At 77.3% G+C, this 16,967-nt stretch carries 10 protein-coding genes and 2 pseudogenes; 7 read left to right on the forward strand and 5 right to left on the reverse strand.

Features of this window, described 5'->3' with window-relative positions; translation table 11 throughout:
* Positions 1-431: pseudogene (locus tag ACRYMY_RS08565) on the forward strand (hypothetical protein); the annotation flags it as partial.
* On the opposite strand, the gene glsA reads toward ACRYMY_RS08565, so the two are convergent.
* The 3 genes from glsA to ACRYMY_RS08580 form a co-directional block, all read right to left on the reverse strand.
* The gene (gene glsA, locus ACRYMY_RS08570; protein WP_432546847.1) at positions 369-1,298 is read right to left on the reverse strand and encodes a glutaminase A; all 930 of its coding nucleotides are present in this window, start codon (positions 1,296-1,298) and stop codon (positions 369-371) included. The pseudogene ACRYMY_RS08565 and the gene glsA overlap by 63 nt on opposite strands.
* Positions 1,295-2,194 carry a DUF1028 domain-containing protein gene (locus ACRYMY_RS08575; RefSeq protein WP_432546848.1) on the reverse strand — a complete coding sequence of 300 codons (900 nt, stop codon included), beginning with the start codon at positions 2,192-2,194 and terminating at the stop codon, positions 1,295-1,297. The genes glsA and ACRYMY_RS08575 overlap by 4 nt, the downstream gene beginning before the upstream one ends.
* Before the next feature lie 104 nt (positions 2,195-2,298).
* Positions 2,299-3,447, reverse strand: a complete 1,149-nt coding sequence (locus ACRYMY_RS08580; RefSeq protein ID WP_432546849.1) for a heparan-alpha-glucosaminide N-acetyltransferase domain-containing protein — start codon at positions 3,445-3,447, stop codon at positions 2,299-2,301.
* A gap of 386 nt (positions 3,448-3,833) precedes the next feature.
* Here ACRYMY_RS08580 and ACRYMY_RS08585 point away from each other — a divergent pair, with 386 nt between their 5' ends.
* From ACRYMY_RS08585 to ACRYMY_RS08610, 6 genes and pseudogenes are all read left to right on the forward strand, one after another.
* Positions 3,834-6,434: a DNA translocase FtsK gene (locus ACRYMY_RS08585; protein WP_432546903.1), complete on the forward strand. Its 2,601-nt coding sequence runs from the start codon at positions 3,834-3,836 to the stop codon at positions 6,432-6,434.
* 87 nt (positions 6,435-6,521) lie between these two features.
* Positions 6,522-7,307: an NYN domain-containing protein gene (locus ACRYMY_RS08590; RefSeq protein ID WP_432546850.1), complete on the forward strand. Its 786-nt coding sequence runs from the start codon at positions 6,522-6,524 to the stop codon at positions 7,305-7,307.
* Between the two features lie 152 nt (positions 7,308-7,459).
* On the forward strand, positions 7,460-8,974 hold the full coding sequence (rimO, locus tag ACRYMY_RS08595; protein ID WP_432546904.1) for a 30S ribosomal protein S12 methylthiotransferase RimO: 1,515 nt from the start codon (positions 7,460-7,462) through the stop codon (positions 8,972-8,974).
* Entirely contained in the window at positions 8,971-9,561 is a 591-nt protein-coding gene (gene pgsA / locus ACRYMY_RS08600) for a CDP-diacylglycerol--glycerol-3-phosphate 3-phosphatidyltransferase (RefSeq protein ID WP_432546851.1), read from the forward strand. The genes rimO and pgsA overlap by 4 nt, the downstream gene beginning before the upstream one ends.
* Positions 9,558-10,070: a CinA family protein gene (locus ACRYMY_RS08605; protein WP_432546852.1), complete on the forward strand. Its 513-nt coding sequence runs from the start codon at positions 9,558-9,560 to the stop codon at positions 10,068-10,070. The genes pgsA and ACRYMY_RS08605 overlap by 4 nt, the downstream gene beginning before the upstream one ends.
* A gap of 225 nt (positions 10,071-10,295) precedes the next feature.
* Positions 10,296-10,694: pseudogene (locus tag ACRYMY_RS08610) on the forward strand (helix-turn-helix domain-containing protein); the annotation flags it as partial.
* Between the two features lie 348 nt (positions 10,695-11,042).
* Here ACRYMY_RS08610 and ACRYMY_RS08615 read toward each other — a convergent pair.
* Both ACRYMY_RS08615 and ACRYMY_RS08620 read right to left on the reverse strand, forming a co-directional pair.
* A complete protein-coding gene (locus ACRYMY_RS08615) occupies positions 11,043-11,951 on the reverse strand; it encodes a DNA-formamidopyrimidine glycosylase family protein (protein ID WP_432546853.1) in 909 nt (302 codons plus the stop codon).
* Between the two features lie 60 nt (positions 11,952-12,011).
* Positions 12,012-16,910 (reverse strand): ATP-dependent helicase, encoded by a 4,899-nt coding sequence (locus ACRYMY_RS08620; RefSeq protein WP_432546854.1) that lies wholly within the window; start codon positions 16,908-16,910, stop codon positions 12,012-12,014.
* Positions 16,911-16,967: the final 57 nt, after the last annotated feature.

Genomic DNA, 16,967 nt, shown 5'->3' on the forward strand with positions numbered 1-16,967 from the left:
TGCCCGCTCCCGTGGTGCCCGCTCCCGTGGTGCCCGCTCCCGTGGTGCCCGCTCCCGTGGTGCCCGCTCCCGTGGTGCCCGCTCCCGTGGTGCCCGCTCCCGTGGTGCCCGCTCCCGTGGTGCCCGCTCCCGTGGTGCCCGCGCCGGTCGCCACCGAGCCGCTCGCACCGCAGGAGCCGGTGGTCGAGGAGCCGGTGGTCGAGGAGCCGGTGGTCGAGGAGCCGGTGGTCGAGGAAACGGTGGTCGAGGAGACGCCCGTCAGCGAGGAACCCGAGCCGCCGGTGACCGAGGAGCCCGTGGTCCAGGAGCCGGTGGTCCAGGAGCCGGCGGTCGAGGAGACGCCCGCGACCGGGGCGCCCGCGACGGGCTCAGAGGACGGACAGCCCGAGCCGCTCGACGAGCAGGTGGAGGGCGCGCCGGCCGGCGCGTGAGTTCCCCGACGGGTCCAGGGGCGGCGACCACACGCACACCCCGAGCCGGCCGGGCACGTCGCCCACGATCGCCCCGGACACCCCGCTCTTGCAGGGGATGCCCACCTCGTAGGCGAACTGCCCGGCCGAGTCGTAGGTGCCGGTGGTGAGCATGACGGCGTTGATCCGCCGCGCGAGCGGCTCGGAGACCACCCGCCGCCCCGTGCGCGGGTCGACGCCGTCGTTGGCCAGGAACCGCACGGCCCGGGCCAGGCGGTGGCAGTCCACCAGCGCCGACGACTGGCGGGTGTACAGGGCCATGACCTCGTCGACGTCGTGGTGGACGTTGCCGAAGGAGCTCATGAGGTAGCCCATCGAGGCGTTGCGGTGCCCGCGGCGCCCCTCGGCCGCCAGGACCTCCTCGTCCACCGCGACGTCGGCGCCCGTCAGGTCGGCGATCAGCCCGCTCAGCTCCGCCCACGGGTCGTCGCAGTGGTCCAGCAGGACGTCGCAGACCACGAGGGCGCCGGAGTTGATGAAGGGGTTGCGGGGACGGCCGCCCTCCTGCTCCAGCTGGATCAGGGAGTTGTACGGGTCGCCGGACGGCTCCCGGCCCACCCGCTCGAACAGGTCCTCGCCGACCTTCTGCAGCGCCAGCGTCAGCGCGAACACCTTCGCGATGCTCTGCACGGGGAAGGGGTGCTCGGCGTCGCCGGTGGAGACCTCCTCGCCGTCCAGGCGGGCCACGGCCAGCCCGAACCGGCCGGCGTCCTCGTCGCCGTGCTCCTCGTGCTCGGCGTCCCCGGGACGGGGGCGGACCTCCTCGGCGACCTCGGCGAGCACGGCCTCCAGGTCCTCGGGGTGGTGGTCGCGCGCGCGGTGGCTCACGAGCGCTCCGCCAGCAGCCGCTCGACGAGGTCACCCGGCACCGTGCCGGCCTGCCCGAAGCGCCGTGCGACCTCCAGCCAGTGCGGTGCCCCGCCGCGCAGGACGCCGATGAGGTCGCGGGCCTCGTCCTCGCGCCCGGCCAGCCCGGCGACCAGGGCGCGGCGCAGCACGTGGTCCGGCTCGTCGAGGGCGCCGCGCTCGTGCAGCTCGCGCAACCGGCGGTCGCCGCCGGCCACGTCGCCCTCCACGGCCGTGTCGAACGCCTCGACGGCAGCCTGGTAGCGCGCCCGCACCTGCACGACGCGGCCCAGCTCGGCCAGCGGGTCCTCCTGGTCGTCCACGCGCAGGTCGACCACCGTGTCGTGCCAGGGACGCCCGGTGCCGTGGGCGCGGACCACGACGACCGCGGCGGAGCGCTGGCCGCGCACGTCGCCGCCGGCCTCCTCCCCGGCGTGCAGGGCCGCCACGAGGCGTTCCGTCAGCGACCCGCGGGTGTCCTCGAAGCACTGCCGCATCGACGTCCACACGTCCGCCGAGGCGGCCATGTTGGCCAGCGCGATGCAGTCGCGGCCCACCGCGTGCCCGGCCTCGCCCACGCACGCCTCACCGGTGTAGACGGACGCCTCCCCGCCCACGGCCATGACGGCCACCTGCCGCCGCTCCGGGTGGGGGTCCACCGCGCGCAGCGCCTGCAGGCACTCGTCCACCGTCAGGCCGCTGCCCAGCAGGTCCAGCCCCACCCGCCCGTACATCGGCTCGGTCAGGGACTGGGTCGCGACCACCCCGACCCCGACCTGCGCGAACGGGACGCTGTTGCCGACCGCCAGCGCCTGCGACTGCGTCGCCACGCCGATCTCGCCGGTCCCGGCGTCGCGCGCCAGGATCGAGCACGTCACACGGCCTCCTCTGTCGGGGGTCGGGGACCGTGATCGTCACCCGCCCCGACGCGCCCCGCAACCGGGTGGCGGCCGGGCCTCGACCGGCCGGGGAGCGACGACCCTCAGCGCGACGGGCCCCGCACCAGCGCCGCTCCCGCGCGCCCGGCGTCGCCCACCAGCGTCTCCAGCGGGCCGCGCCCGACGGTGGCCCGCCACACGCTCGCCAGGACGCACGCGCCCACCACGTGCACCGCCAGCAGCGTCCCGGAGTCGCCCGGGTAGGCGGCCAGGACCACCACGTGCAGGGCGTACGCGCTCAGCGGCACGCTGCCCAGCGCGGCGACGGGGGACAGGACGCGCACCGCCACGCGCGGCAGCAGGAGCAGCGCCCCCAGGACCGCGAGCGCCGTCCCGCTGGTGTGCAGCAGGTCCGGCGGGGAGCCCGAGTGCGGGGCCACCACAGCCAGCCACCACCACGACGAGGTCGGCAGCGTCCCGTAGAACGGCTCGCCGAGGACGGTGCCCAGGTCGGCCGGGGCCACGTCGGCGGCCAGCCTCGCCGCCCCGCCCAGCGGCCCCAGCGCCAGCGCGCTCGCCGTCCAGGCCCCGGCGGCCAGGACCAGCCCGCCGCCCAGCACCCGCACCCCGGCGGCCCGCTCGCGCAGGTCCAGGCGCGAGACCGCCAGGCCCAGCAGCAGGTACCCGGTCCAGCCCAGGACCGGGTAGTAGCCCGTCAGCAGCAGCGTCTCCAGCAGCCGCCCGGGCGCGGCCAGCAGCCACAGCGGCGTCGGCTGCTCGGTCTGCGAGTCGACGCCCAGCGCCCGGCGCAGCGCCAGCGAGGCCACGGGCGAGAGCGCCAGCCACACCAGCGCCAGCGGCAGCAGCGTGCGGGCGCGGGCGAACAGGAACGGCAGGACGAGCGCGAACGCCAGCCCGTAGTAGGGGAGGATGATCGCGATCCGGCTGCCGGCGAGGACGAGGAACAACCCGAGCAGCGCGACCAGCGCCCCGCGCACGAGCACGCCGGTGCGGGCCCCGGCCCGGTCGGCCCGGCCCGGGCCCGTGCCGCGCGTCGCCAGCCCGAGCGAGACCCCCGCCAGCACGGCGAACAAGCCCGACGCGCGGCCGTGGGCGACCTCGTACAGGACGCCCCGCACGCCCGTCGAGGTGGACGGCAGGACGTGGACGGTCATCATCCCGGCGACCGCGACGGCCCGGGCGAGGTCCACCCCGGCGACGCGCGCGCCGCGGGTCGCGATCGTTCCCGACACGCCGCCATCCTCGCCGACGTCCTGGCCGGCGCGCGCCGCCCGCGCGCGGGCACCGCCGCGACCGCGCGGCCGCCACGGCCCCGGCGGGCCCCGTCCTCCGGGCCCGCGCGGGTCCCGGACAGTACGGTGATCCCATGGCGACCCGGGCGAGCACGCGCACGACCACGTCCAAGGGGTCGTCCAGCGGGTCGTCGAAGGGCACCGGCGCGAAGGGCGGCGGCGCGCGGGGGAGCGGGGCGACGCGGGGGAGCGGCGCGACGCGGGCCACCGCCCGCGGCGGTTCCAGCCGCCCGGCCGGCAACCGCTCGCCCGCCAAGCGCCCCGCCCCGGCGCGCCCGCAGCGCACCGGCCCGTCGTGGCCCGTGCGCGCCGTCTCGGCGACCTGGATGGGCTGCGCCCACCTCGTCGGCGGCGCGGCCCGCCGCATCGGCAGCGGCGCGCGCGACCTGGACCCGGAGCTGCGCCGCGACGGTGTCGGCCTGGCGCTGCTCGGTCTCGCGCTGGTCGTGGCCGCGCGGGAGTGGTGGGGGTTGCCCGGTACGGCCGGGCAGGTCGTGCACACCGTGGCCGCCGGCACCTTCGGCGAGGTGGCGCTCGCGCTGCCCGTCGTCCTGCTGGCCCTGGCCGTGCACCTGCTGCGCCACCCGGACCACACCCAGACCACCACCCGCGCCGTCGTCGGGACGATCGCGCTCGTGCTGGCCGCCACCGGCCTGGTCCACCTGGCCTCCGGGGCGCCCTCGCCCACCGGTGAGGCCGGCGCGGACGTCGTCGTCGACGCCGGCGGCATGGTCGGCTTCCTCGTCGCGGGCCCGCTGGCCGCCGCGCTGACCGGCTGGGTCGCCGTCCCGCTGCTCGTCCTGCTGGGCTTCTTCGGCCTCCTCGTGGTCACCGCCACCCCCGTGCACGCCATCCCGGCGCGGCTGCGGGAGGCGTACGAGCGCCTCACGCACCGCCCGCACCGCGACCACGAGCACCACGACGGCGCCCGCGGGCACGGCGGGGACCTGCCCGCGCGGGCGCTGGCCCGCGCCCGGGCCGGTGCCGCCCGGCGCGGCGAGGCGCCCGGCGCCGGTTCCGACGGGACGCCCGGTGAGGAGGGCGGCGAGCAGCCGCGCTCCCGCCGCCGCCGCGGGCGGGCGGGGGAGGCCGAGGTCGCGGGTGCGACGGGGCCGGCCGGTGGTGACCGGCCCGGCGACGAGGCGTTCGAGACCCCCGTCAGCACCGACCCCGCCGCGGGCGGTCAGGCCGGCGAGGACGAGCCCGCCGCGCCCCGGCCGCGGCCGGGGGAGCGGCGCGCCGTCCCCTCCGACCCGCCGTCGGTGCGGGCCGCGGTGGACGCCGCGGCCGTGCCGGCCACCGCGCCGGAGACCGTCACCACCGACCCCACCGACCTGCCGCCGCGCATCGAGCAGCTGGCCCTGACCGGCGACGTCACCTACGCGCTGCCCGAGCCGGCGTCGCTGAGCCCCGGCACCCCGCCGAAGGAGCGCAGCGCCGCCAACGACCGCGTGGTCGAGGCGCTGACGGGCGTGCTCGACCAGTTCGGCATCGACGCCCGCGTCACGGGCTTCTCCCGCGGGCCGACCGTCACCCGCTACGAGGTCGAGCTGGGGCTGGGCACCAAGGTCGAGCGTGTCACCGCCCTGAGCAAGAACATCGCCTACGCGGTGGCCAGCGCGGACGTGCGCATCCTGTCGCCGATCCCCGGCAAGTCCGCGATCGGCATCGAGATCCCCAACACCGACCGCGAGACGGTGTCGCTGGGCGACGTGCTGCGCAGCGCCGTGGCCACCCGCACCGAGCACCCGATGGTCATGGGCGTCGGCAAGGACGTCGAGGGCGGCTTCGTCGTCGCCAACCTGGCGAAGATGCCGCACCTGCTCGTCGCGGGCGCCACGGGCGCCGGCAAGTCCAGCTTCGTCAACTCCATGATCACCTCGATCCTCATGCGGTCCACGCCCGACGAGGTGCGCATGGTGCTGGTGGACCCCAAGCGGGTCGAGCTGACGATCTACGAGGGCATCCCGCACCTCATCACGCCGATCATCACGAACCCCAAGAAGGCCGCCGAGGCCCTGGAGTGGGTCGTGCGCGAGATGGACCAGCGCTACAACGACCTCGCCGAGTACGGGTTCAAGCACATCGACGACTTCAACCGGCAGGTGCGGGCGGGGAAGGTCACGCCGCCGCCGGGCAGCGAGCGCGTCCTGCAGCCGTACCCGTACCTGCTGGTCATCGTCGACGAGCTGGCCGACCTCATGATGGTCGCCCCGCGCGACGTGGAGGCGTCCATCCAGCGCATCACGCAGTTGGCGCGCGCGGCCGGCATCCACCTGGTGCTGGCCACGCAGCGGCCCAGCGTCGACGTGGTCACCGGTCTCATCAAGGCCAACGTGCCCAGCCGCCTGGCGTTCGCGACGTCCTCGCTGGCCGACTCGCGCGTCGTCCTCGACCAGCCGGGCGCGGAGAAGCTCGTCGGCCAGGGCGACGCGCTGTTCCTGCCGATGGGCGCCTCCAAGCCGATGCGCGTGCAGGGGGCGTGGGTCACCGAGAGCGAGATCGAGGCCGTCGTCTCGCACGTGAAGTCGCAGCTGAAGCCGACGTACCGCGAGGACGTCGTGGCCCCGGCGCAGAAGAAGCAGGTCGACGAGGAGGTCGGCGACGACCTCGACGTGCTGCTGCAGGCCGCCGAGCTGGTCGTCACCACCCAGTTCGGCTCCACCTCGATGCTCCAGCGCAAGCTGCGGGTGGGCTTCGCCAAGGCGGGGCGGCTGATGGACCTGCTGGAGTCGCGCGGCGTCGTCGGCCCGAGCGAGGGGTCCAAGGCGCGCGACGTGCTGGTGCGCCCGGAGGACCTGCCCGGGACGCTGGCGCTGATGCGCGGCGAGGAGCCGCCGGTCGCGCAGGAGCCGGCGGGGGAGGACCTGGAGGTCGTCGAGGCCGAGGGCGGCGAGGACGCCTGGGAGCTCGTCGAGCGGCGCTGACCCCCTCCCGGGGGCGGGTCCGGGCGACACGTCACGCAGAGCGAGCAGCGCGTCGCGATGCGGTGACTCTCCGTGTAACTTGAGGACATGGACTCGCCCCGCCCCCAGGAGCCGCCGCGGCGGGAGGAGACCCGCCGCGACCTCGACCTCCTGGTCTGGGACGCCCCCAACATCGACATGACGCTGTCCGCGATCCTCGGCTCGCGCCCGGCCTCCTCCGACCGGCCCCGCTTCGACGCCATCGCCCGCTGGTTCCTGTCCGAGGCCGCCGACCACGAGGTCGAGGGTTGCGTCTTCACCAACGTCCAGCCCACCGCGGCCGTGTCCCTGCGCGGCTGGATCGAGGCCCTGCGCAGCTTCGGCTACGCCGTCTTCGCCCGCCCCAAGGTCCACCCCGAGGACGACGTCGACGAGGCGATGCTGCAGCACATCGCCGAGCGCCGGGCCAGCCACCGGCTGCGCCGGCTCGTCGTCGCCAGCGGTGACGGTCGCAACTTCCTCGCCCCCCTGGAGGAGCTGCACCGCGCCGGCGTGCGCTGCGTCGTCCTGTCCTTCGCCGAGGTCGCCGGCTACGCGCAGGAGTCCCCGCTCATCGAGTTCGTCGACCTCGAGGACGTGCCGGGCGCCTTCCAGGTCTCCCTCGGGCGCACGCGCCTGTCCGCCCTGCCGCCCGAGGGCGGCTGGTTCCGGCCCACCCGGCCCATGCGGGCCCTGCTGGAGGACGCGCACGGCCCGCACCCCGCCGTGGCCCTCGACGAAGCCCCGGTCGCCGCGGCGCCCGCTCCCGTCGCCGTCGCTCCGGTGCCGCCCGCGCCGGCCGAGCCGGCGGCCCCCGCGGCACCGGCCCTGGACGGCGCCGGTCCCCCGGCCTGAGCCCGCACCCGCGCGCGGGCGGTGCGCCCGCGCCCGGTGCGTACCCTGGGCACGTGCCAGACGCCGTCGTGTCCCCGCCCCCGCCGACCACCGCACCGGCGGCCGACGGAGGGGCCGGCGCAGGGACCGGCGGGACGGCCGACGTCCGGACGGTGTCCCTCGTGACCCTCGGCTGCGCCCGCAACGACGTGGACTCCGAGGAGCTGGCCGGCCGCCTCGCCGACGCCGGCTGGCGCCTGGTCGACGACCCCGACGGCGCCGACGTGGCCGTCGTCAACACCTGCGGGTTCGTCGAGCAGGCCAAGAAGGACTCCATCGACACCGTCCTGGCCGCCGCCGACCTCAAGGACAGCGGCCGCACCCGCGCCGTCGTGGCCGTCGGCTGCCTGGCCGAGCGCTACGGCGCGGACCTGGCCGAGTCGCTGCCCGAGGCCGACGCCGTCCTGGGCTTCGACTCCTACGCCGACCTGTCCACCCACCTGGCGGCCGTCCTGCACGGGGAGAAGCCGCGCGCCCACGTGCCGCGCGACCGGCGCAGCCTGCTGCCGCTGGCCCCCGCCGAGCGCCAGGCCGCGCAGGCCGCCCGGACGGTCGCGACCGCGCCGGCGGCCGCACCCGCGCCGGCGGCCGGTGCGGCCCCCGACCTGCCCGAGGGGCTGGCGCCCGCCTCCGGTCCCCGGGTCGTGCGCCGCCGCCTCGGCAGCGGCCCCTGGGCACCGGTGAAGATCGCCACCGGTTGCGACCGCCGCTGCAGCTTCTGCGCCATCCCGGCCTTCCGCGGCTCCTTCGTCTCGCGCCCCGCCGACGAGGTCGTCGCCGAGACGCGGTGGCTGGCCGCCCAGGGGGTGCGCGAGGTCTTCCTCGTCAGCGAGAACACCACCAGCTACGGCAAGGACCTCGGGGACCTGCGCGCCCTGGAGGCCCTGCTGCCGCGCGTGGCCGCCGTCGAGGGGATCGAGCGGGTGCGGGTGTCCTACCTGCAGCCGGCCGAGGTCCGGCCCGGGCTGCTGGACGCGCTCACCGCCACCCCCGGCGTCGTCCCCTACTTCGACCTGTCCTTCCAGCACTCCGCGCCCGGGGTGCTGCGCCGCATGCGCCGCTTCGGCGGCACCGAGCCGTTCCTGGCCCTGCTGGAACAGGTCCGCGAGCGCGCCCCGCTGGCGGGGATCCGCTCCAACGTCATCGTCGGCTTCCCCGGCGAGACCGAGGCCGACGTCGACGAGCTGTGCTCGTTCCTCGAGCGCGCCCGCCTCGACGTCGTCGGAGTCTTCGCGTACTCCGACGAGGACGGCACCGAGGCCGAGGGCCTCGACGGCCACCTGAGCGCCGACGTCGTGGCCGCCCGCGCCGACCGCGTGTCCCGCCTCGTGGAGGAGCTCGTCGCCCAGCGCGCCGAGGACCGCCTCGGGGAGGTCGTGGAGGTCCTCGTCGAGTCCGTCGTCGACGCCGACGGCGACCCGCACGTCACCGGCCGCGCCGCCCACCAGGGGCCGGACGTGGACGGCGAGACCGAGCTGGACCTGCCGCCGGGCGCGCGCGTCGCCGTCGGCGACCTCGTGCGCGCCCGCGTCACCGGCGCGGCGGGGGCGGACCTGCTGGCCGTCCCGCTGGCCGAGCCCCCGGTCGAGGCCCTGCACGAGCCCGCCGGCGGGCCGGGCCGGGCGTGAGCAGCCGCGCCCGCGGGGGCTTCCAGTGGCGCACGGCGCACCGCCTGCACCTGCCGAACGCCCTGACGGTCCTGCGCATCGTCGCCGTCCCCGTCTTCGTGTGGTTCCTGGCGGTGCAGGGCGGGGACTCGGCCGGCTGGCGGCTGGCCGCCACGGGCGTCTTCCTCGCGGCCATCATCACCGACCGCTACGACGGGCACCTGGCCCGCCGCTGGGACTCCGTCTCCGACTTCGGCAAGATCGCCGACCCGATCGCGGACAAGGCCCTCATCGGCGCCGGGCTCGTCGTGCTGTCGCTGCAGGACCGGCTGTGGTGGTGGGCGACCGTGGTGGTCCTCGCCCGCGAGCTGCTCGTCACCCTGGCCCGCTTCCTCGTCATCCGCCGCGGCGTGGTGCCCGCCGGTCGCGGTGGCAAGCTGAAGACGGTCGTGCAGTCCGTCGCGGTGGGCCTGTACGTGCTGCCGTTCCCGTCCACCGAGCCGCACCTGGTGGCCCAGGCCGTCATGGTGCTGGCGGTGGTCCTCACCCTCACCAGCGCGGCTGAGTACGTGGGCATCTTCTGGCGGCTCGCGCGCGGGCGACGGTGACCGACCGGGCCGCCGTGCCGGCCGGCGCGGAGGTGACCGCGGGGGCCGTCGTGGCGGCGCTGCGGGCCGCGGGGCTGACGGTGGCGACCGCTGAGTCCCTCACGGGCGGGCTCCTGTGCGCGACGCTCGTCGACGTGCCGGGCGCCTCCACCGTCGTGCGCGGCGGCGTCGTCGCCTACGCCACCGGGCTGAAGGCGTCCCTCCTGGGCGTCGACCCGGACCGGCTGGCCGTCACCGGGCCCGTCGACGGGCTGGTCGCCGAGCAGATGGCCCGCGGAGCCCGCGAGCGCACCGGCGCGGACGTGGCCGTGGCCACCACCGGGGTCGCCGGGCCCGGCCCGGCCGACGGGCACCCCGCCGGGACGGTCTTCCTCGGCCTGGCCGCCGACGCGCTGCCCGGCGGCGCGCGGCACCGGGCGCTGCACCTGCCCGGTGACCGCCCGCAGGTGCGGCGGGCCACCGTGGCAGCGGCGCTGGCGGAGCTGCTCGCCGTCGTCACGGCGACCTGATCGGACGGTCCCGGCGGACGGCCGCGTCCCTGCCCGGGCACCCGCCGGAACACACGGGGCCGTGGAGGAGTTGAGCCAGTCGTGCGCAACCCTGCTCCCACCACGCCGCCGCGGCGGTCTCCGGGGTACGGTGGAACGACCACTACGGGCAGCTACCGGTCGGTGCCGGCCACGACGGCGGGACCCCGGGGTCTGCCCCCTCGACCACCCGAGGGAGGCCGCCGCATGGTCGTGCTCCGCCGCACCATCGGGGACGTGCTGCGTGACGAGCGGCGCGGCCAGCACCGGACGCTGCGCGAGGTGTCCTCCACCGCCCGCGTGTCCCTCGGCTACCTCAGCGAGGTCGAGCGCGGCCAGAAGGAGGCCTCCAGCGAGCTGCTGGCCTCCATCTGCACCGCCCTCGACGTCCCCCTGTCCCAGGTCCTCGGCGAGGTGACCCGCCGCATCGCCGACGAGGAGGGCGTGCGCCAGCCGTACGCCGCGGAGGGCATCGTGCCCGCCGCTCCTCGCCCGGCCGCGCCGGTGCCGGCCCCCGCCGGTTCCCTGGCCGCCGTGCCGTCCACCCCTGCCCGTGCCGCGGCGACCGCACCGGCCTCGTCCCGGGCGCTGCCCGTCGTGGGCCAGCCGCCCGCGGTGGACCCTGCCCGGCCGGCGGACCGCGTCGCCGACGCGCCCGGCACCTCCCTGGAGGCCGTCGCCGACTCCACCGTGGACGGCGCCGCCGGCACCATCGTCGACTCCGCCGTCGACAGCCTCTCCGGTGACACCGTGGAGGAACTGACCGTCGAGCTCGACGGGCTCCCCGAGGAGCTCGAGCTCATCCTGCGACGCCGGCTCGTCCCCGCGGCCTGACGCGTCCCGCTTGGGCCCGCCACCGGTGACGGTGGCGGGCCCTCGTGCGTCCGGGCCCTCGTGCGTCCGGGCCCTCGTGCGTCCCGGGCCCCGTGCGTCCGCTGGTGCCGTCGGAGGCCGTCAGCGGCGGTACGCGGGGCGGGTGCGGACGGTGCGGGTCGTGCGGCCCTCCGGGCGCGCGGACCCCAGGGGCCGCTGGGGCCGTCCGTCGTCGGTGGGCGCCGGCCCCGCCTGGCAGCCGGGGCAGTAGAAGGCGGTGCGGTCCTGCGGGGGAGCGCCGATCATCGCGACGCGCACCGTGGCCCCGCACCGCAGGCACGGCAGGCCGGAGCGGGCGTGCGCGAAGTTCTGCCGGCCGCGCCGCAGGTCACCGGTGGTCACCTGCTCGGCGCGCTCCTTGTTCGCGTCCAGCAGGCGGTGCACCAGCGCCAGGAAGCGGTCGGGGTCCTCCACGGCGGAGACCGGGGACCAGGGAGTCAGCCGGGCCAGGAAGCAGGCCTCCGCCATGTAGAAGGTGCCGACCCCGGCGAGCACCCGCTGGTCCAGCAGGGCCTCGCCCAGCTCGCGGCCGGGCGCGGCGGTCAGCCGCCGGGCCGCCTCGGCCGGGTCCCAGCCGGGTCCGAGCAGGTCGGGGCCGAGGTGACCCACGAGGGTGTCCTCGCGGTCGGTGACGACGAGGTCGAGCATCCCCAGCTTGTGCCCGACCGCCGTCCACTCCGCGCTCGTCAGCACCACCCGGACGCCCGAGGCCGCGCGCCGCGTCCACGGCTCGCCGGTGCGGTGCACGTGCCAGGAGCCCTCCATGCGCAGGTGGCTGTGCACCGTCAGCGGCACCGACCCCGGCTCGCCGGTCGGAGCGGTGCGCAGCAGCAGGTGCTTGCCGGCGCTGACGACCTCCACGACCTCGCGGCCGGACAGGTCGGCCTCGGCCAGGCTCGGCCAGCGGAAGTCGGTGGCCGTCAGCGTCCGTCCCGCCAGCGCCCGGTGCAGGCGCCGGGCCGTGCGCCATACCACGTCGCCCTCAGGCACGCGCCGACCGCCCGCACCGGTCCGCCGACCGACACCGGCCGACGCCGGCCCCGGTGGCCCTCACGAGCGGATCCGCAGTCCGCGCGGGGTGGCGTGGAACCCGGCGCCCTCGAGCGCGCGCCCCAGGGCCGTCCCGCCCGTGAGCACCCCGGCGCCGTCCGCCTTCTCCACGGTCAGCCGCCCCAGCACGCCGTCGCGCACCGCCAGCGCCAGCGAGTCCGCGGCAGCCTGCAGCGACGTCTCGTCCTCCGTCCAGGACAGGACGGAGCGCCCGCCGCGCTCGACGTACAGGACGAGCTCGCCGTCGACGAGGACGACCAGCGCGCCCGCCTTGCGCCCGGGCCGGTGCCCGCTGGCCCCCGCGCTGACCTCCCCGCGCTCGGGCCAGCCCAGCGCCGCCCCGAAGGGGTTGGCGGGGTCGGTCGCCGCCAGCACCAGGGCGCCCGGCCCCTCGGGGCGTCCGCGACCGCTGCGACCCGCGCCCGCGCGACCGGGCAGGTCGGGGACCGCGGCGTCCCGCGCCCGGTCGGAGGGCCTGTCCCCGCCCAGCGGGCGGGCGCTGTCGCGCAGCCGGTCGACCGCGCCGGTGGTGGCGAACTGGGAGGCCCCGAGCCCCTCGACGAAGTAGCCGCGCCGGGCCCGGCCGGCCTCCTCGAACGCCGCCAGGGTCCGGTAGACGGCGGCGAAGCCGCCCGGGACGCGTTCGCCGGTCACCGCACCGCGCGTGACCACGCCGTGCCGGTCCAGGAGGACCTCCGCCACGGCGTGCGCGCGCACCGTCGCGTCGTCCTCGCGCTCGGGCAGCAGGGACCACCGCCCGGCGGCCGACGGCGGGCCGCCCCGGGACGGCAGCTCGACGCCGCCGCGCAGTCCGCGGGACCCGCGCCGCGCGCCGTAGCGGGCGTACCGCGAGCGTGGCGCGGCGCTGCGCGCCTTGTGCGCGCCCCGGCCGGCGAGCCGGGCGCGCAGCGGGGCGAGGGTGTCGTTGGTGATCCGTCCCGCCCACACCAGGTCCCACAGGACCGCCGTCAGGGCGCTGTCGTCGGTGCACCCCACGGTGTCCGCCAGGGCGCGGAAGAAGTAGGCGCCGCCCCCCTCGAGGGCGGCCAGCACCTCGCGGTGCAGGTCACCGTCGACGTCCTCGGCGGCGTCGGCCTCCGGGTCCGGCAGGGTCAGCGGCGCCAGGTCGGCGGGGTGCAGGGAGACCCAGCCGTCGTCACCGGGCAGGCTGCCGTGCCCGGCCCACACCACCTCGCCGGCGGCGGTCAGCTCGTCCAGCATCGCCGGCTGGTAGCCCTCCACGCGCGCGGCGAGCACGAGCGGCTCGACGGCGCTGGCGGGCAGCACCGCCCCGGCCAGCTGCTCCACCGCGCGCAGGACCCCGTCGACACCGCGCAGCCGCGAGCGCAGCCCCGTCCCCACGGCCTGCCAGGCGGGCAGGAAGCGCGCCAGGTCGCGCGGCGGCACCGGCTCCACGTCGGCGCGCAGCGCCGCCAGGGACCGCCGGCGCAGCACGCGCAGCACCTCGGCGTCGCAGAACTCCAGGCCCGAGCCGCCGGGGCGCAGCTCGCCCTCCACGAGCCGGCCGGAGGACTGCAGGCGGCGCAGCCCGTCCAGGGCGACCGCGCGGCCCACGCCGAAGCGGGAGGCGGCGTCGGCGGCCGTGAAGGGGCCGCGGGTGCGGGCGTAGCGGCCCAGCAGCTCGGCCAGGGGGTCGGCGACCGGCTCGGTGAACGCCTCGGGGACGCCGACGGGCAGCGGGGTGCCCAGGGCGTCGCGCAGGCGGCCCGCGTCCTCGATCGCGGCCCACTGCTCCTGCCCGGCGACACGCACCCGGATGGCGCGGCGGGCGTCCTCCAGCCCGTGCAGCCAGCGCGCCACCTCGCCGGGCTCCGCGGTGGGAGCGGCGCCCGTGACGGCGGTGTCGGCCGTCGCCGCGTCCTCCTCACCGGAGGCGACGGCCCGCCCGCTGCGGGCCACGACCTCCGCGGTGCTCAGCGGGCCGAGCACCCGCAGCAGGTCGGCGACGTCCTCCGCGTCGGCGCAGCGCCTCGACGGCGCCAGCCGCTGCAGCTCCTCCTCCGTGCGCACGACGGCGTCGGGGTCCAGCAGGTCGCGCAGCGCCGCGCCCTCGCCGCGGCCGAGCAGCTCGGCGAGCAGGCTCGGGTCCAGCGCGAGGGCGGCCGCCCGCCGCTCGGCCAGCGGGGAGTCGCCCTCGTAGAGGAACTGCGCCACGTAGCCGAACACCAGGCCGCGGGCGAAGGGCGAGGGCTGGGAGGTCTCCACCTCCACCACGCGCACGCGCCGGGCGGCCAGGTCCCGCATGAGCTGCTGCAGCCCGGCGACGTCGAAGACGTCCGACAGGCACTCGCGCACCGTCTCCAGCACGATCGGGAAGCTCGCGAAGCGGCTGGCGACCTGCAGCAGCGACGCGGCGCGCTGGCGCTGCTGCCACAGCGGCTGCCGGCGCCCGGGCTGGCGGCGCGGCAGCAGCAGCGCCCGCGCGGCGCACTCGCGGAAGCGCGCGGCGAACAGCGCCGACCCGCCGATCTCGGCGGTGACGAGCTCGTCGACCTCCTCCGGCTCGAGCACCACGAGGTCGGCCACGTCCGGCGCCTGCCCCTCCGGCAGGTCGAGGTCCGGCAACCGCAGGACCACGCCGTCGTCGGCCGGCATGGCCTGCACGTCGACGCCGAAGCGCTCGCGCATGCGCGCACCCAGGGCCAGCGCCCACGGGGAGTGCACCTGACCGCCGAAGGGGGAGTGCACGCAGATGCGCCAGTCGCCCAGCTCGTCGCGGAAGCGCTCGACGAGGATCGTGCGGTCGTCCGGCACGTGCCGGGTCGCCTCCCGCTGCTCCTCCAGGTAGGCCAGCAGGTTGTCGGCGGCCCACTCGTCCAGGCCCGCCGCGCGCACCCGCTCGCGGGCGGCCTCGCCGCTGAACCCGCCCGGCAGGCCGGCCAGCTCGCGCACGAAGGCGCCCAGGGCGCGGCCCAGCTCGGCCGGCCGGCCCAGCGCGTCGCCGTGCCAGAACGGCAGCCGGCCCGGCTGGCCCGGGGCCGGGGTCACCAGCACGCGGTCGTGGGTGATGTCCTCCACCCGCCAGGCCGTCGAGCCCAGGGTCACGACGTCGCCGACGCGGGACTCGTAGACCATCTCCTCGTCCAGCTCGCCCACCCGCCGGCCGGGTCCCTCGCCGCCGGCGAGGAAGACGCCGAACAGGCCGCGGTCGGGGATCGTGCCGCCGCTGGTCACCGCGAGCCGCTGCGCGCCGGGTCGGCCGGTGAGGACGTCACCGACGCGGTCCCAGACCAGGCGGGGGCGCAGCTCGGCGAACTCGTCGCTGGGGTAGCGGCCGGAGAGCATGTCCAGGACCGCGTCGAGCACCGGGCGCGACAGCGAGGCGAACGGCGCCGCGCGCCGCACGAGCTCGTGCAGCTCGGGGACCGTCCACTCGTCCATCGCGACCATCGCCACGACCTGCTGCGCCAGCACGTCCAGCGGGTTCTGCGGCACGCGCAGCTCCTCGATGAGCCCGTCGCGCATGCGCTCGACCACCACGGCCGTCTGCAGCAGGTCGCCGCGGAACTTGGGGAACAGCACGCCGCGGGAGACGGCGCCGACCTGGTGCCCCGCGCGGCCCACCCGCTGCAGGCCGCTGGCCACGCTGGGCGGCGACTCCACCTGCACCACGAGGTCCACCGCGCCCATGTCGATGCCCAGCTCGAGGCTGGAGGTGGCCACGACGGCGGGCAGGCGGCCCGCCTTGAGGTCCTCCTCGATGAGGGAGCGCTGCTCCTTGGACACCGAGCCGTGGTGGGCGCGCGCCAGCACCGGCGGGCGGTTGGCCGCCTGTCCCGAGCCGCCCATCAGCTGCGCCGGCGGGAGGGGAGCGCGTCCGGACGCCGGTGCACCACCGTCGTCGTGCTCGTCCTCCGCGCCGGGCTCCTCGCCGCGCTCGTCCCACACCTCGTTGAGCCGCGCGGTCAGGCGCTCGGACAGCCGGCGGGAGTTGGCGAAGACGAGCGTGGAGGTGTGGTCGGCGACGAGGTCGACGATGCGCTCCTCCACGTGCGGCCAGATGCTCGCGCGCCGCGGCTCGCCGGCGGCCTGGCCGGTCAGGTCGTCGCTCTCGGCGCCGCGGCCGGAGGCGTCCAGGTCGGACATGTCCTCCACGGGCACGACGACCCGCAGGTCGAAGCGCTTGTCGGCGGGCGGCTGGACCACCGTCACCGGCCGCCCGCCGGAGACCCACTCCGCGACCGTGTCCACGGGCCGCACGGTCGCGGACAACCCGACCCGCTGGGTCGGCTCGCCGCCGGCGGCGGTGACCAGCGCGTCCAGCCGCTCCAGCGACAGCGCGAGGTGCGCGCCGCGCTTGGACCCCGCCATCGCGTGCACCTCGTCCAGGACGACGGTGCGCACCCCGCGCAGCTGCTCGCGCGCGCGGGAGGTCAGCAGCAGGAACAGCGACTCCGGCGTCGTGATGAGCACGTCGGGGGGCGTGCGGGTGAAGGCCCGGCGCTCCTCGGTGGACGTGTCGCCCGAGCGCAGCCCGACGCGGACGTCGGGCACCGGCAGGCCCAGTCGCTGGGCGGCCTGCCGGATGCCCGTCAGCGGGCTGCGCAGGTTGCGCTCGACGTCGACGGCCAGGGCCTTCAGGGGCGAGACGTACAGCACGCGGCAGCGCAGGTCCCTGTCCTCGGGCACGGGTTCGCCGGCCAGGCGGTCCAGCGCCCAGAGGAAGGCGGACAGCGTCTTGCCAGAGCCCGTGGGCGCCACGACCAGCGCGTGCCGCCCCCGGCTGACCGCGTCCCACGCGCCCACCTGCGCGGCCGTCGGCGCCTCGAAGGCGCCCGTGAACCACGCCCGGGTCGCCTCGGAGAAGCGCCCGAGCACGGTCGCCGGGTCGGGCGCGGGCTGCTCGGGCGCGGTGCCGCGGGGCGGTCGGGGGGCCATGCCGTCATCAGACCACCCGCCCCCGACACGCGCCCGGTGCGCGACCGGAGTCCCCGG

The organism is Kineococcus haloalkalitolerans (genome assembly GCF_050871905.1).
In the GTDB taxonomy this organism is placed as follows: domain Bacteria; phylum Actinomycetota; class Actinomycetes; order Actinomycetales; family Kineococcaceae; genus Kineococcus.

What these genes read in the sequence shown, in the direction of transcription:
- ACRYMY_RS08585 (WP_432546903.1), top strand. Translation starts at nt 3,834, where the DNA reads ATGGGCTGCGCCCACCTCGTCGGCGGCGCGGCCCGCCGCATCGGCAGC.
- ACRYMY_RS08590 (WP_432546850.1), top strand. Translation starts at nt 6,522, where the DNA reads ATGGACTCGCCCCGCCCCCAGGAGCCGCCGCGGCGGGAGGAGACCCGC.
- ACRYMY_RS08620 (WP_432546854.1), bottom strand. Translation starts at nt 16,910, where the DNA reads ATGGCCCCCCGACCGCCCCGCGGCACCGCGCCCGAGCAGCCCGCGCCC.